We start from the raw sequence: 16,390 nt of genomic DNA on the forward strand, positions 1-16,390 counted from the left end.
ATAATGCATCGAGTTATATTAATCCTAATGCTCGTCGCGGTGACGAGCATTATTGGCTACTCATGGTCATCAAAATCGAACGGAATACCGCTATCTTCTGCTCAACACGCAGAAGCTAAGCCGCGTGTTTCTACGACAACTGATGACGATAATTTCACACCCACTGCAACCACCAGTTCGGGAAATGCAGCATCGAAGAACAAACAAGCCGAAGCAGAATCATCGGGCGGAGAAACGCATGTTGAAAACTTGAGCGAACTTGAAGGTAAGGCTTTATTCGATGAACTCGATGGGTTCTGGACACTTTGCCAACAACGTGATGACTGCACTGAGCAACTCGCACGACTGAAATCGGAATTGCCGAGTACATGGTTTGAGTTACTGAGCGACTATCCGCAGCTATCAGTCGACTGGCAATTAGCCCAAAGTACCATCCCACTTGAATCCATAGAGACTCTTGAAGATCGTGTTGCCTTATTCAAGCAGTCTGCACAGCAAATATGGGGCGAGTTGGCCCACCAGCTATTCGCAGACCAGTTTGCGCATCTAGATTTTACGCTCGACGCAAACACCCTTAAAGAAAACGAAGCGAGCCAGTTTTTGGCCAACTATCAAGATTTACTTAGTGAATGGCAAAACAATACGGACACGTTAAACGCCGAAACACAGCTTCAAAAATATGAATTGGCAGTCTCTTTGATACCCAGCAGCTATAGCCCTGCTGAGATAGTATCAGTCAAAGCCGACCTCCAAGATGCCTACTTAGATGAAGCGCAGGCCAGCAACATTGCCGCGCGAGAACAACAAGTCGCACAACAGCAACAAACCGTGATGAGTTATCACGAGCAACTGGATCAGCTCAAAGCGACCTTAGACTCTCAGCGAAGCTCAAGTTATGCCACTTGGTCTCAGCACGATTGGGACAGTTACTATCAGCAGCAAGTCACCAATTTCAGAGAACAATTTTTTAGCAAGTAACGCTTTAACTTAAACCGTCACGAAACTGCGCGGGCGTTTTATTGAGCCAACCTTTAAACGCCCTTCTGAAATTTGCCGGGTCGCTATAACCGAGCCTTTCACCGATGTCATCGATACTCATGGTTGTGCCGAGTAACAGCTCTTTGGCCAGTTCCACTCGAACTTCGGTCAGCAATATTTGATAACTGGAATCATGGGTCACTAGCTCTCGCCTGAGCGTACGAGAGCTACAACCAAACTCATCCGCGAGTTGTTCAATATTCGGGAAACTGCCTGCGGTTTGATAAAAGATCGTTTTGATTTGGTTAGTCAGCAGATGCTCAGAGTCCAGCGTTTCGACTATCGACTGGCAAGACGCAAGATAGCGCTTCAGTGTTGCGGCATCATGAGTCAATAAGGTTTGTGATAAAACCGAGGCATCAAAACGCAGTTCACAATGGTTTTGTTCAAAAATCACCGGGCACTGGAAACGCTCGTCATAGAGCTTGGCGTAATTAGGGCGAGCAAAAGGCAAAGCTAAAGTGTGAATATCCAACTCATGACCAGTCAGTTCTTTGAACAAAGAGACGATTGAACTCAAGAAATACTCACTGCAGAAAGGTAGGAGATCGCCCACTTCCAAGGTGTTCTCGATCTGAATCATTGCTTGCTCGGAATCTAGAAACAATTTAACCGAGAAAATAGGACCGTTCAGGCGCAGATATTTAAAGCCCGACTTAATGGCCTCCCCTACATTTTGACTGGTCGATAGCGCATAACCCAACACACCAAAGTGGCTCAAGCTAGCGTGTTGCCCCAGCCAAAGCCCTAAGCCATCGTGAGGAAAGCTCTGATTCGCCGCGCTAAATAACGAAAGCTTGTCAGCGTAAGTCAACTTTCCATTCCGGTCTCGCCAATCCATGTTCGGCAAACCCACATCATTGAGTAACCTTTCAATATCGAGACCTCGTTGCTCTAACGTATTCAACAGCAGCGCGATATCTAATGTACCCAACTGATGCCGATGTCCGGTCGGCTTATACTCCGCGATAATCTCCAATCGTCTCTCCTTATATCGAGCCCATTCCCATAAACATGACTACTCAGCTTCAACAACACTACTGACAAAATCGTGATTGGTAACGCGCTCTTGTCCGAATATGACCTCCCAATTCTACGCTACTCATCGCACAATGGCTTTAGTTGTTAAATTTATGTGAACTATCGCAATGATAAAAACGAATCCTGCTCCATACAGTTTGATTGATTCTAATGGTCAGCCGATCATTGGGCATTTCGATGGCATCCCAAAGCACCTGAACATCGAGAACTTTGACTACCGAAACTCGATGGATGCAAAAGCAAACTCTTGGCAGAAGCACTTCCACTACAAGCAATTTCAATTTGTCAGTATCGTCACCGAAACGCACATTATCGGCGTGGCAATCGCGGATATTCGCTACTTAGGCTCGGCATTTTGTTATCTGTACGATATTGAAAACAACCATCTAGAAGAGTCATCTTGGTTGAGGCCATTAGGGTTTGATAAACAAGTTACCGCTTCGCCATTTGACGGCACGACAAACATTGCAGGCCAAAGCATCATCTTTAATATTGAAGGCGGACAATGGCAAGTTCGATTGAATACCAAACTCATCAAGGCCGATATCGCTTTAGAGCCTGAAACCGACAGCTTGCCCATGGCGATGTGCAGCCCAACGGGTTATTCAGGTTGGACTTACACTCAAAAGCACAATGCTTTGCGCATCAGCGGTGAAATCCAAATCAAAGGAGAATCACTCGTTCTCCAACAAGCTCGTGCCGGTTATGACTTTTCAGCGGGTTACATGAGGCGTGAGACCAGTTGGCGCTGGGCAAGTATCAACACGCAATCCAATGGCACAGATATTGGCCTAAACCTCGCGGCGGGCGTGAATGAGACTGGAGGCTGCGAAAACGTGTTATGGGTCAATGGAACCAGACACTTGCTTAACCCGGTACAGTTTACGTTCAGTCGCCAAGACACGAACTTGCCTTGGCAGATAACATCACAAGATGAACGTATAAACCTGACCTTTACGCCCTTAAATAACCGCAGCGAAAAGCTCAATTTATGGCTGTTAAAGAGTAACTTTCGTCAGTTCATTGGTCACTTTTCTGGCTCGATTGAAGACAACAATGGAGTGACACATCAACTCGATGGTGTTCTTGGCCTAACAGAAGATCACTTTGCTCGCTGGTAACGTAATTCTGCTGATTGAATCTCAGGCGAGCAAGTCTAAGTAAACTTGATACTAAGAACGCGTATAGCGTCTCAACAAGGATAAAACATGAATATCGACGCATTAATCAATCACCCAGAATGGCTACTGCTGGTATTAGCGCCCTTATTCGTGGTGTGCATGTTGGCTGAGTATTTTATCGGTCAGAAGCAAGGTCGACTACCAGATAATTCCAGCTATAAACTTTCAGAAGTGATGTGTAACTTCACGCTTGCGGGAATGCATCAACTCTCCGATTTGCTCACCGGGTTATTGGTCGTGCAGTTGTATCTTTGGATGTTTGGTTGGCGTTTAATGGATATTGAAATGGGCGTGCTGAGTTTTGTTGTATTGATGGTGTTACAAGACTTTTGCTATTACTGGTTCCATAGAGCAAGCCATCGTGTTCGCTGGATGTGGGCCGCGCACGTCGCGCACCACAGTTCAGAACAGATGAACTTCAGTACGGCTTTCCGTCAGAGTTTGATGTACCCATTCGCAGCCATGTGGCTATTTTGGGTACCGCTCGTCATCATCGGTTTCGACCCTAAATGGGTCATCTTTGTGGTGCTTCTGAATCTAGGTTTGCAGTTCTTTGTACATACTCAATGGATACGAAGCTTAGGACCGCTTGAATACATCTTTAACACCCCATCACACCACCGTGTGCATCACGGTAAAAACCCGCAATACATCGATAAAAACTACGCGGGCGTTCTTATTATCTGGGATAAGTTATTTGGTACATTCGAACCTGAAGTTGAAACTGTACGTTACGGCGTCACCAAACCCGTGAACAGTTTTAATCCGATAGTGGTCACCTTTCAAGAATGGAAGGCCATATTCAAAGATTTGAAGAACCGAGAGCTAACCATGAAGCAGAAAATCCAGTTGATACTCTCGCCTCCTTCAGACTAATCAAAGCGATCAGGTCTAATACACCTTATGAAAATCAATGAGGTTGAATGTGAGGTCGCTTACCCAGAAATCGCCGTCCAAGTCGGCACCTTGCACGTATCGCTTGTCGCCCATTTCTAATGTCACAATGTATTTGCCCGCGATGAGCCCCTCTACCATGTAAAAGCCATCGCTCTCAATCTCGCTCGAATACTCGGTGCCTTTCTGGATATGTTTAAAGTGCAGATAAGCACTGTTTTCTAGATCGCCTTCCACTGTGCCATCGACGCCAAATGACACCACCATTTCGATGTGAGCATGAGTTAGCCCGACTTGCTTAGTGTCTACAAACACAGGGTTTTGAATCGGCGTGAGGTTAAGGTCGAGTGCCCCTTCATCAATATAGATAGGCAGATTATCTCGAGCCGGAACACTTGAGAATTCAAATCGGCCTTTTGCATCACTGACTGCTCGTTGATCCAAGATTTGTAGGCTTACGCCTTGTATCGGTTGTTTGTGGTGATCGTAAACAATGCCCGTCAGCTTAGAATGGTTGTATCGATTCCACTCAACAAACTCACCAATGCTTTCATCAAAGTAAGTTTTAGCACCGAATTCTGTCGTCATCTCAACACCGTATCGGTCTTCGGTTCCTTCTAGCTTAAAGAGTAAATAAGGGTTCACTCGAGCTTCTAAAGAGGCGGAAAACGAAACTTCCTGTTTTTGATAGCGAGCCGATACGTTGGTCGTGAGCTCTTGAAAAACCTCCAACGGATCTAACAGGCACTCTTTGCACGCATTTCTCAGAGACAGCTCCGTTCGTTCATGATGACCAGAGCCATCAACAGTTCCAGAAATATTCCACGACGTATCCGAAAAACCGCTTTTAGCCAAACCAATAGTGTGTAGATAGTCTTCTTGATGAGAAGCTTTGATGTATCGATAGTCACCGGCGTATGAGACAAACAGATTACGAGCCACTTTCGAGTTCAACTTGGGTTCAACGCTCAACTCATCTTCATCATCCCTTACCGTCAAAAAGGCCGTTAGATTGGCAAGCGACAGGTTGTATTTGAAAACATCGTACTCCATCGACTCTAAGTCCAATTCATCGGTTTTATTAAGCTCTATCGATGCCGACTGATCACCATTGATCAAAATATCAAACTCCATTGGAAACCGATTGAACTCCGGCAACCAACCGATATGACCCGCGAACCAATGCGCCGGTAAGTATCGTCCTTGAACACCAATCAAGTCTTTGCCATTTTGCCTCATAAAGGCACTACCCACGGTGAAGTAATCGGCAAGCCCATACTCAAGCGACACTGCACCCGCTCGTTCTGCACCTTCATTTCCCACCACTTGCACGCCCCACTCGTTGCGTGGCAGAAATGCATCTTCTAAACCGGCGACGGTGATCTCTTCTTCCTGCCAGACACCTTTCGATAAGTAGTAGCGAAACTTGATGGTGTCACCGGGGGAGATGTTGTCTTCTTCAACCACGAAACGTCCAAACTCATCAGAGCGATAAGTGGTTTGATAAATGCCATTGACCAAAACATCGATACTGATGTTGGGTTGAGTGGTTCGTTCGAGTTGAAGATTGCCGAACTCTGTCTGTCGCTTTCGGTTGGTGTAATAGAGCCCATCTTCGAGGGTTTGATTCACGGTAAAGACGCTGCCATCTAATAACACATGGCCGACTTCCAAAGAGCCTTCACCGTCATGAGCTTCTACCGCAATGTTGTAATAAACGATGGGGTTATCTTCTCGTGAATCAATCGACAAGCGAGACAAGGAGTGCTCAGTGCTTAATATGGTGTCTGAAATTGCGTAAACATCACCGCCAGTTTCACTGTCGTGATAAACCGAAGTCGCTAACCGAGTCGCCAAACCCACGGCGGCAACAGGTTCGAAAGCTGGCGTGTTTTCAGCTCGCTTGAGATCCTCGGCCTTCTTACGTGATTCATTTTTCATCTTAGAAATAGCGGCTTCCAGTTCAGTCAATGAACTGAATTCTGGAGTAACGGTGAGCCGATAATCATCAATATCCCAACGCACTTTTGCCGGGATACAAGCTTGTAAGCTGTACCAGTGAATGTAAGTTTCTGAGTCGATGACTTGATATTTGATCGACTGGATATTGTTGTCATCGCGATAACAAATGGCTTGTTCGGTATCTAAAATGTACGGAGGAGATTCTCTTCCCACATCTTGAGGCAAATACAGTTCGCAATATCCGCTTTCATCACACTGACCATTCATTTCGAGCAGATAAAAAGCGGCATTGGATATCGAAATGAAGGGTTCTTCGTAGTCATCCATCATGACACGGTAAAAGCTATCCCCCACTTTCCCGACTCGAACTTCAACATGGGCTGGATAGAGTTCACTCGCCTCACTTTCTGCTTTAGATTGCGAATACGCACCAAAAGGAAACAGTGAAGCGAGCAACAAAAGTCGCCAAACCATGCAATTGAACACTGGCTTTTACAGAGTCAGCGACAATGAAACGAGCACTACAGAACACATTCGTACAGAGGCTGTTCGTTCTGAACCAGTGAGATCTTTGAGCCTTTTGGGAAAGGCTTGGTTAATTCAGCATTACGAAGTAGCACCACTTTTTCGCTATGCTCGTCTACATTCAATTTCGCAGTAAACTGAAAGTTACCATCGTTTCGAATCTTGATGCTTTGGTTGTCACACTCAAACTTAACATCTTGCACCCGCTCACCTTTCTGAACATAAACGGGTACATAACTGTTGATGTGAAAGTTCAGTTGAAAGGCTGAACCATCACTGTTGGTTTTACTTGAAGACAACGCAATGCCTGATAGCTCTGCAGCTTTTGCTATTGGGGAAAACCACAAGTAAGCACGATATTCACCATCAGCCATGTCAGCAGGTAAAGCATTCATACGTAGGCGAACCGTGCGTCTTTGATTGGGTTTAAGTTCACGAATTATTGGTGGTGACACTTTAATCCAACTCGCGATATCTTCTGATTGCGCGATATTAGCGTCAGTTCGAACTAAGCCACTCGCCTTTACCGGGCGATAAATCGGTTTTATCTCCAAGCGAATCGGTTGATCTGAATTGTTTTCGACGACGATTTTTTCAGTCACCGAAGTGTCGGCATCCAGCACAAAACGAGTCGGTGCGATAAGTAACTGAGCATAGGCTTGTGTTGTGAAGATTAAGCCGAGAACACATGAGATAAACAACTTCATTTATAATTAACCTCAAAAGGAATTGTACTGGTGTAAAGGCCTGCTGGGTGGTTAGCGCCGATTTTTACTTTGGCACCAATACACAATAATTTGCTTCTTCCATTCCCTTTGATTTTGGCTCTACCACGCTTTGATAAGCCACAACCAAAATAGAACTTTCTAATACGCAGGCGTTTGGATTTACGAGAATGGTTTAGATATTGCTTGGAAGGGAGAGAAACCACGATTTTTTTACCAGGCTCACCTTCAACATAAAAACGAACCACATAAACCTGACTATTGGATGGGTTTGAATCCGCATTCTGGCCCGACCCAGAGATATACATACCCGGAAATTTCACTTCCATATTCTCAGGAATAATTTCTAGCGCATGAAAAGGGCTGGAGTAAATCATCAGACCAATATAAATCGCGTATTTGAATAGAACACTCATAGTAAAAGCGGCTGCTTTATAGCAGCCACAATATTACATTGGTTTCATTTAATTACTGGTAAGTAACATCTACTGCAACGTTAGCAGTATATGTACCAGCAACTAATGTCGCACTTGAAGTACGTGCAGTACCACCAATATTAAGAGCCGCAGTACCACCGGTAAGAGTAATAGCGTTATTAAAGTCGAATTCAGCTGCAATCGTATTTACGCCGTTAACCAAGTTAGTATCAGAAATACTTACTGTTACTGCATCACCAGATTCTCCAGAAAGAGTAAATGCCGCAGCTCCAGCATCACCTTGAGCGATAACAACGTCCGTTGTGTTGTCTGAAGTGATGATACCGAAGTCAAGATCACTTGTTTTTGTCATTGTAATTGCTTGTTTTACTTCTAGTGTTGCATCAAAAGTGTCACTCACAGCGAAAACGTTCGCTGAAGAGATAGAAAGTGCAGATACAGCAACAACCTTAAAGACTTTGTTCATTTCTTTAATCCTTTATATAAAATCGGCTTTATTATTAGGGTTACCTAATAGTCAATCAAAGTTAACAATTAAGTAACAACAATCCTATTTAGAAAATATATATATTGACACTTATTTATAAAGAAATGAGGCGCAGTGAGAATAAGATCACGCAAATTGATACAAATAACACTAACAATAATAATGGTATTGAATCATTTTCACCAATTATATATAAAACTGGTTTTACACTTAATTCCTTTATTTTTGTACGTAATTATTTTTATAAAAAGACCTTAATTAGAGTAACCCTAAAATAAAGGACAAGAGTAAACCCTTATTATATTCAGGTTAATTACTATATAGATCACCGTGTTGCAATGCAGTCTTAGAAGTGAAACACGATGACAATTAAAATAAATTGTAATAAAAATGAAATATTAGAGTTTCATTTTTATCAAATTCAAACACAGATTATAGAAAGTATTATAAATGAGACAGACATAACGCTCCAGTTAAATTAACCCCGACAATCAAAAACACCAAAAAAACAATTAAATCTAAGGGGATTGTATTACGAAAAACACCTTGATTGGACAGAGCCTAGACAGGCAAGTGAAGCAGTTTAAACATCTGTGCTGCGGTTTAGACACAAGTACAGCAGATTAACCACCAGTCAAAAAACAACGAGGTGTTTCTAATCACACGGCTTTAGAGTAAAAGACAAACAAACTCATTCGCGGTAAACCTGAAATCCGACTCATCGCCTTACAACAGCTAAGGTGAAAAGATAGGTAAAAAAGAGGTACACAGGCAGAATTGTGACCATAGAAAAGCCACAATTGGATTCAAAACCTTCCCCACCGACTCGATTGAATAGTAAAGCACCGTTTTCCAGCAATTTATTTGTGATCTGGGTTGCACGCGTACCGCATACTATCAGATACTGAACAAAACTAACCTTCAGCCACAGTAAACGTTCCGCGCTTGCTGTTCAGGAAATTCAATGAGTTCAGATAATCAGCCGACCTACTTCTTTTTCGATTACGAAACGTGGGGCGTTAGCCCAGCAAAAGACCGTCCGAGTCAATTTGCGGGTGTTCGTACCGACCAAGATTTCAATGTTATTGGAGAGCCTCTGGTTATCTATTGCCAACCTCCCGCTGATTACCTCCCTGCGCCTGAAGCTGCACTGATCACCCGTATCACACCACAAAAAGCGGCTTCACAAGGTCTTCCTGAACCAGAGTTTATCGCTAAGATCCATGCTGAGTTGGCGAAACCAAACACCACAAGCCTTGGCTACAACAGTATTCGATTCGATGATGAAGTAACGCGTTACACCTGTTACCGAAACTTCATCGACCCATATGCGTGGAGTTGGCAGAACGGCAACTCGCGTTGGGATCTGTTAGATGTAATGCGCGCTGTTCACGCACTGCGCCCTGAAGGCATTGTTTGGCCAGAGAACGAAGAAGGTTATCCAAGCTTCAAACTGGAACACCTATCTGTGGCAAACGGCATTGAACATGAGAACGCGCACGATGCGATGGCCGATGTTATTGCGACCATCGAACTGGCTAAGAAGTTAAAGGCTGCACAACCTAAGATGTTCGATTACCTCTACAACATGCGTCATAAGCGTAAGCTGAATGACCTGGTTGATATTGTAAACATGACACCATTGATGCACGTTTCGGGCATGTTTGGCCGTGACTGCAACTACACAAGTTGGATTGTGCCTATGGCTTGGCACCCAACCAATCAAAATGCCGTTATCGTGGTTGATTTAGCCAAAGATCCAAGCCCACTGTTAGAACTGGACGCTGATGAACTCAGAGACAGACTCTACACCAAACGCAGTGAACTGGGTGAAGACGAGCTACCCGTACCAATCAAATTGGTTCAACTGAACAAGTGCCCTATTCTTGCTCCAGCTAAAACGCTGACGGCTGAAAATGCCGAAACCATCGGTATTGATCGCCAGCAATGCTTGAAGAACTTGGCACTGCTGCGCGAACACCCAGAGATCCGCGAAAAACTGATCGGCCTGTACTCACAAGAGCGAGAGTACGAAAAGAGTGATGATGTTGATACACACCTTTATGACGGTTTCTTCTCACCTGCTGATAAAACAGCGATGAACATCATTCGCGAAACTGACCCAAATAACTTGGCAGCTTTAGATATCACCTTCGGTGATGAACGTATTAAACCGTTACTGTTCCGTTACCGTGCTCGTCATTTCCCATGGACGCTCGACGAAGCTGAGCAGTTGAAATGGGCGAACCATTGTCGTGAGTTTTATGAAAGCCGTTTAGAAGAGTACATGCTCAACCTTGAAAACCTCGCGCATGAACATGAAAGCGACGAGAAGAAAATGGCTATCTTGAAGGCGGTTTATCAATACGTAGAAAAGTTAGCTAGCTAATTCCATTATCAAGAGACGTAACACTTTGAAAGAAAGATTGATCCAACTGGTTTACTGCTTAATCTCCTTCACCTTAATCATAGGTGCACTTACAGCAGGTAACGCGTTACAGCACTTTTTGGATACCTCAATCCCAGGCAGTATTTTTGGCATGTTGATTCTGTTTGCCGCCATGGTGATTGGTATTGTTCCTTCGCACTGGGTACAACCCGGTGCAAGCTTGATTATCCGGCTAATGATCTTACTGTTTGTTCCGATCAGTGTTGGGTTGATGGATCACTTCGACATGCTCATCGCGAACGCATTGCCAATTATGGCGAGCGCCGTTGGCGGCACGTTACTGGTGTTGGTGTCCTTATCATGGTTTTTAGACCGCTTGCTTTCGAGAGGTAACTGATCATGTGGATTCTACTCACCATCGTGGTATTCCTGTTTGCTCGCTGGGTAAGTCAAAAAGTAAACTCACCGCTTTGTAATCCCCTGCTTATCAGCATTGGTATCATCATTCCGATTCTCACGTTCTTTAGAGTACCGTTTGAGACTTACTATGCCGACAACACCTGGATTACCTACATGCTGCAGCCTGCGGTTGTTGCCCTTGCTTATCCGCTTTACGAACAGCTACCTCAAATCAGAGCAAACTGGCGCATCATCACCTTTGCTTGCACGCTAGGCAGTGTGATGTCGATGACAACGACAGCATTAATCGCAGTGGCTTTTAAAGCTGACTTAACTTTGATTGCGAGTTTATTAGGTAAATCAGTCACCACACCAATTGCGATGGAAGTATCGAGCCATTTAGGTGGTGAAGCAGCGATTGCGGCAATTCTGGTATTGATTGTTGGTCTGTTTGGGGCAATTTTTGCTTACCCAATCTACAATCTCATTGGTATTAAGAGCCCTATCGCACGTGGTTTAACCATGGGTACTGTGTCTCACGCTTTAGGCACGGCAACCTGTGCTGAAAAGAATCAGGAAGATGCTGCATTCAGTTCGTTGGCATTGGTTCTTTGTGGGGTTATCACCTCAATCATTGCACCGAGTATATTTTCGCTCGTGGTTTGGTTCTATTCTTAACCACTTTGATTACAGTTTATACGCGCTCTAATAGATGAGTTGGTAAATAGCTAAACTCACTGGTTCGCGGCTTTTAGGCGTTACAGATATCAATAAGCCCAAGCATAACCTGATTATTTCAGTGATAGCTTGGGCTTTTTTCTCGCAATTACTCGGCAATAGCAGTCAAATCGCGCCCTGTTTAGGCCAATAAGTGGGATATCAATGGTAGTTTTTACTCTTGCAATCGATTTCATCTGTGACCTCACTCTAATTATGCAAACCAATGTAACAACAACAACACAGTAGTGATCAAAGTCACAGAAAATTCCTGAGCATTGCATAGAATTAAAGCCTAAGGTCAATTAAGGATTCAACATGAACAGTCGTATTACCCTGGCGCTGGAAAGTGCTCCAACAGCAATCAAAGCACTTTTGAGTGACATCGTATTAGCAGACAACTTTGACGCGACATTGTCTCCAGAACAATTTGCTAGCCTACTGCAAGCAAGTGGTTTAGCGGATGACGAGCTACGTATTGCGCTACTTCCTTTTGCCGCAGCTTATTCTTACGCTCCGTTATCTGACTTTTATGTTGGTGCAATCGTGCGTGGTTTATCTGGCACTCTGTATTTTGGTGCAAACCTTGAAATTGCTGGTGCTCAACTTGGCCAAACAGTACACGCTGAGCAATCTGCAATCAGCCACGCTTGGATGAAAGGCGAGCAAGGTATCTCTGATATCACAATCAATTTCAGCCCTTGTGGTCACTGTCGTCAATTCATGAACGAACTGACCACAGCAAAAGAACTTAAAGTTCAGCTTCCACAACGTGATGAAATGTCTCTGCAAGAGTACCTACCAGACTCATTCGGCCCTGCTGACTTAGGTGTGACGACTGGCCTAATGACTAAGCTTGATCATAAGCACACGACTGAAGAAACAACGCCTATTGTTGTAGAAGCGCTAGCAGCACTAAACCGCAGCCATGCTCCTTACACCAAAAACCTAAGTGGTGTTTCACTGCAATTGACGTCGGGTGAGATTTTCACCGGTGCTTACGCTGAAAACGCAGCGTTCAACCCGAGCTTACCTCCTCTACAAGTGGCGTTGATTCAACTTAAACTGGCTGGCTTCGATTTTGAACAGATTGAAAGTGCAGCGTTGGTTGAAATTGCCGAAGGTAGCATCAGTCACCTAGCGGATACGCAATCTACATTAGAAGCGATTAATCCCGACATTCCAGTGACTTACTTAGCAATCTAAGTACATCTAATTAACAAAATTTTAAATAAGCAGCCCTATTTAACGGGGCTGCTTTTTTTATACCTGTAATTAACGCAACAACTTGCGCAAACGTTTGCTTTTATCATTGAAATAAGTATGATCACCCCGTTTTCAATCAATCGCTCAAAAGATCGGAAGGAATTTCTATGTTTGGTACTGCTACTCGTGAAAATGCTACTCGTGTACTTCTATTAGGTTCAGGTGAACTCGGCAAAGAAGTTGCTATCGAGTGCCAACGTTTAGGCTTGGAAGTTATTGCATGTGACCGTTACGCAGACGCACCCGCAATGCAAGTTGCACATCGTAGTCATGTATTAGACATGTTAGACGGCGATGCACTGCAAGCAGTCATTGAACTTGAAAAACCAGATTATGTGGTTCCTGAAATTGAAGCTATTGCCACCAGCAAGTTGGTAGAGCTAGAAGCGCAAGGCTTAAATGTCGTTCCCACTGCAAATGCGACTAAGCTAACGATGAACCGCGAAGGTATCCGTCGCCTAGCTGCAGAAGAGCTAAAGCTGAGCACTTCTCCTTACCGCTTTGCAGACACCTTTGAAGACTTCGCTGCCGCTGTTGAATTCGTGGGCATGCCTTGCGTTGTTAAGCCAGTAATGAGCTCTTCAGGTAAAGGCCAAAGCGTTATCAAAACAGAGGAAGACATTCAAAAGTCTTGGGACTACGCACAAGAAGGCGGTCGTACTGGCGCGGGTCGCGTAATCGTTGAAGGCTTCATCGACTTTGATTACGAAATTACGCTACTTACCGTTCGCGCAGTCGACGGTGTTCACTTCTGTTCGCCTATCGGTCACCGCCAAGAAGATGGTGATTACCGTGAATCATGGCAGCCACAAGTCATGTCAGACAACGCACTTAAAACAGCGCAATACACCGCTGAACAAGTGGTTAATGCACTAGGTGGTCACGGTATCTTCGGCGTAGAGCTGTTTGTTAAAGGCGATCACGTTATCTTCAACGAAGTATCCCCTCGCCCACACGATACTGGCTTAGTGACTCTTATGTCTCAAGACTCATCGGAATTCGCACTGCACGTACGCGCCTTTACTGGTATGCCGATCAAATCCATCACGCAATACGGTCCGTGTGCATCAGCGGTTATTCTGGGCCAAGGCTCTTCAACCAACATTCGTTTTGAAGGTCTTACAGAGGCGCTAGACGCACCACAGACGCAAGTTCGCTTGTTTGGTAAACCTGATATCGATGGTCGCCGTCGTCTAGGTGTGGCGCTTACTCGTCGCAACAGCACTGAGACTGCGATTGAAGATGCAATTGAGAGTGCTTCTAAAGTAAAAGTAATTTACTAGCTGTTAATTACCATTTTCTAGCTAATGACAACTAGACTACTAATTGGTAACGACTAACTCAGATCTGAACCATTACGTTCTCGCATCTGAACAATCACGACTTCAAATCTGAACAACAAAAAGACGGGCTATCGAGCCCGTCTTTTTGTTGGTGTTATCTTTTTTATTGAAGCGGTCTTTTCGCTAGAGAGCTCACTGCGCTTAAGCGTCTGACTCAATCAAGTACACTTCTTCACTAAATCGAGACAAGCCTTTTTTGGCAATCTTCGGATGTTCATCGTCTGCAATATCTTGATTCAACAATGTGATTTTGTATCCCGCGAACAACTGATCAATCTCTAGTTTAGGTACGCTAAACGGAGGCCCTGCCATCTCGTTTTGGTCGTAATCTAGAGTCACCAGAAGGATCTTACCAACCGGTTTCAGCAGTTGTTTCAAACGCTCTACATACTGCACTCGCATCTCTTCAGGCAATGCGACTAAAGACGCGCGATCATAAATGGTATCGACAGGCTGGATTGGCGCTGAGAAGTAATCGCCCGTGTAGATGTTCAGTTCATCGAATTGATACAGCTCGTGCTGACCACTGATTTGAGTCACAGTCGGGGTGTAAAGGTGCTCTGCAAAAAATGCGCGAACCGCAATCTGACTTAACTCGACACCTTGAACATCTTCATGCTTTGAAGCTAGCCAAATCAGATCTTCACTTTTGCCACAAAGTGGAACAAACACACTCTTCTCGTAGCTAGGCTCAGTCTTTTCCCAAAATTTAATCAGAAGTGGGTTTACATCTTCAAGGTGGAAACCAATTTGGTTGGCTGCCCATTTATTGTGCCAAAATTCAGGATTATTCATCTTTCGTTCATGTTAAACAGTCATAATGCAAGGGTACAGTATAGAGAAGTAAGAGCAACCTTAGCTTGGTTTAAACTACCACATTGGTTTCGATGAAATCAGAAACTGGCTAAGTTCAAAGTTCTAATAATTGCGGAACTAACGGTTGGATTATTTGTCTATATCTTCACATTTTAAAGCAATATTAAACGTTAGAGTTGGTTTCTGTCTTAGCTAGCCCCATTTAATATGTAGTGAGTTTAGTTAAGCTGTTTTTACTCTTATGCGTTACTGGTTACCCCTTTTGACTACCCGTTTTTGTAACCTTGTATTTTGGAGTTTGAATGAGTGTATTTCTCCGTACGACGGCCCTAATGCTATTGGTATTGAGCCGAGCGCCTGCATTCGCAGCAGCACCTGTTTCAACAAGTTCGACTGATCAAACGCGCACTCCTGCGCAAAACCAAGTTTCATCAAACGTATTCCGTCATAGTTTGAGCGGCCTTTACGGCATCAAAGCCTTCGACTCACGCCCGACTCAGCCTTACACCGACTTCGATATTCTGTACAGCAAAGCGCATCAAGGCCAAGCTGAACTAGAAACTATCTGTAAAAGTACTGCCCTACTCACCAATTCTGAAGCGCTATTTGCTGGCGTTAAATCTCAAGCTCGTGCAGAAGAAAAAATCGCCCTTGAGCTTGATGGTGATGTGACAAAAATTACCGACTTAGCCCGCGCAACTATCATCGCGAACGATGTAGAGAGCTTGGTTGAAGTTTACGAAGCGCTAAGCCGCGAAGCAGACGTTGTTAAACTGAAAAACAAGTTTAAATCACCGGCTGACTCTGGTTACCGTGACCTTAACTTGTTGGTTCGTTTACCTAAAACCAACATCATTGCAGAGGTTCAACTTCACTTAAAAGCAATTGCTGATGTGAAAAGTGGTCCTGAGCACGAGCTGTACGAAATTATCCAAGGTATTGAGCGTCACGCAATTGCAGAACAACGCCCTATCAATGACATTGAAGCGGCACAAATTAATAGCCTAAGACGCCAATCTTTAGAGCTTTACCAACAAGCATGGCAACCTTACATTACCACGCACATCAAAGCGGCTTAACCACTGGCATAAACGCTTATCACAAACAAGAACGACAAAGGGCTGCATAATCGCAGCCCTTTGTTTTATTTACTGTTTTACCTATCGTTAT

15 protein-coding genes are annotated in these 16,390 nt (G+C 44.2%); 9 read left to right on the forward strand and 6 right to left on the reverse strand.

All coding sequences use genetic code 11. The features are described 5' to 3' along the window. Positions 1-27 precede the first annotated feature (27 nt). Positions 28-978 (forward strand): chromosome partitioning protein ParA, encoded by a 951-nt coding sequence (locus tag AACU28_RS17525; protein WP_121603333.1) that lies wholly within the window; start codon positions 28-30, stop codon positions 976-978. A 4-nt stretch (positions 979-982) separates the two neighbouring features. On the opposite strand, the gene AACU28_RS17530 is transcribed toward AACU28_RS17525, so the two are convergent. After that, on the reverse strand, positions 983-2,017 hold the full coding sequence (locus AACU28_RS17530; RefSeq protein WP_121603334.1) for an AraC family transcriptional regulator: 1,035 nt from the start codon (positions 2,015-2,017) through the stop codon (positions 983-985). Positions 2,018-2,186: 169 nt separating this feature from the next. Between AACU28_RS17530 and AACU28_RS17535 the strand changes: the two genes are divergently transcribed. Together AACU28_RS17535 and AACU28_RS17540 are read left to right on the forward strand one after the other, a co-directional pair. Then, a complete protein-coding gene (locus AACU28_RS17535) occupies positions 2,187-3,200 on the forward strand; it encodes a DUF2804 domain-containing protein (protein WP_102534797.1) in 1,014 nt (337 codons plus the stop codon). A gap of 87 nt (positions 3,201-3,287) precedes the next feature. After that, entirely contained in the window at positions 3,288-4,136 is an 849-nt protein-coding gene (locus tag AACU28_RS17540) for a sterol desaturase family protein (protein WP_121603335.1), read from the forward strand. Positions 4,137-4,151: 15 nt separating this feature from the next. Here AACU28_RS17540 and AACU28_RS17545 read toward each other — a convergent pair whose 3' ends face one another. Genes AACU28_RS17545 through AACU28_RS17560 form a run of 4 tightly spaced genes read right to left on the reverse strand, consistent with a single transcriptional unit; the run spans position 4,152 to position 8,269 of the window. Further along, a complete protein-coding gene (locus tag AACU28_RS17545) occupies positions 4,152-6,590 on the reverse strand; it encodes a carboxypeptidase-like regulatory domain-containing protein (protein WP_121603336.1) in 2,439 nt (812 codons plus the stop codon). Positions 6,591-6,637: 47 nt separating this feature from the next. Next, a complete protein-coding gene (locus tag AACU28_RS17550; RefSeq protein WP_121603337.1) occupies positions 6,638-7,348 on the reverse strand; it encodes a fimbrial biogenesis chaperone in 711 nt (236 codons plus the stop codon). Then, a complete protein-coding gene (locus AACU28_RS17555) occupies positions 7,345-7,782 on the reverse strand; it encodes a DUF4402 domain-containing protein (protein ID WP_004734872.1) in 438 nt (145 codons plus the stop codon). The genes AACU28_RS17550 and AACU28_RS17555 overlap by 4 nt, the downstream gene beginning before the upstream one ends. A 52-nt stretch (positions 7,783-7,834) precedes the next feature. Continuing rightward, positions 7,835-8,269, reverse strand: a complete 435-nt coding sequence (locus AACU28_RS17560) for a DUF4402 domain-containing protein (RefSeq protein WP_004734871.1) — start codon at positions 8,267-8,269, stop codon at positions 7,835-7,837. Positions 8,270-9,254: 985 nt separating this feature from the next. Here AACU28_RS17560 and sbcB point away from each other — a divergent pair. The 5 genes from sbcB to purT all read left to right on the forward strand — a co-directional run bounded on the left by sbcB (position 9,255) and on the right by purT (position 14,344). Next, positions 9,255-10,679 carry an exodeoxyribonuclease I gene (sbcB, locus tag AACU28_RS17565; protein ID WP_017091224.1) on the forward strand — a complete coding sequence of 475 codons (1,425 nt, stop codon included), beginning with the start codon at positions 9,255-9,257 and terminating at the stop codon, positions 10,677-10,679. Positions 10,680-10,704: 25 nt separating this feature from the next. Beyond that, a complete protein-coding gene (locus tag AACU28_RS17570) occupies positions 10,705-11,076 on the forward strand; it encodes a CidA/LrgA family protein (RefSeq protein ID WP_004734867.1) in 372 nt (123 codons plus the stop codon). A 2-nt stretch (positions 11,077-11,078) separates the two neighbouring features. Continuing rightward, on the forward strand, positions 11,079-11,756 hold the full coding sequence (locus AACU28_RS17575) for an LrgB family protein (protein ID WP_017090893.1): 678 nt from the start codon (positions 11,079-11,081) through the stop codon (positions 11,754-11,756). 357 nt (positions 11,757-12,113) lie between these two features. After that, positions 12,114-13,001 (forward strand): cytidine deaminase, encoded by an 888-nt coding sequence (gene cdd / locus AACU28_RS17580; RefSeq protein ID WP_004734864.1) that lies wholly within the window; start codon positions 12,114-12,116, stop codon positions 12,999-13,001. A 167-nt stretch (positions 13,002-13,168) separates the two neighbouring features. After that, a complete protein-coding gene (gene purT / locus AACU28_RS17585; protein ID WP_102497781.1) occupies positions 13,169-14,344 on the forward strand; it encodes a formate-dependent phosphoribosylglycinamide formyltransferase in 1,176 nt (391 codons plus the stop codon). A gap of 201 nt (positions 14,345-14,545) precedes the next feature. On the opposite strand, the gene AACU28_RS17590 is transcribed toward purT, so the two are convergent. Further along, entirely contained in the window at positions 14,546-15,199 is a 654-nt protein-coding gene (locus tag AACU28_RS17590) for a thiopurine S-methyltransferase (RefSeq protein ID WP_121603338.1), read from the reverse strand. 323 nt (positions 15,200-15,522) lie between these two features. On the opposite strand from AACU28_RS17590, the gene AACU28_RS17595 reads away from it, so the two are divergent. Next, positions 15,523-16,299, forward strand: a complete 777-nt coding sequence (locus AACU28_RS17595; RefSeq protein ID WP_017077978.1) for a RelA/SpoT domain-containing protein — start codon at positions 15,523-15,525, stop codon at positions 16,297-16,299. Positions 16,300-16,390: the final 91 nt, after the last annotated feature.

Source organism: Vibrio sp. SBT000027 (assembly GCF_963894355.1).
GTDB lineage: Bacteria > Pseudomonadota > Gammaproteobacteria > Enterobacterales > Vibrionaceae > Vibrio > Vibrio splendidus.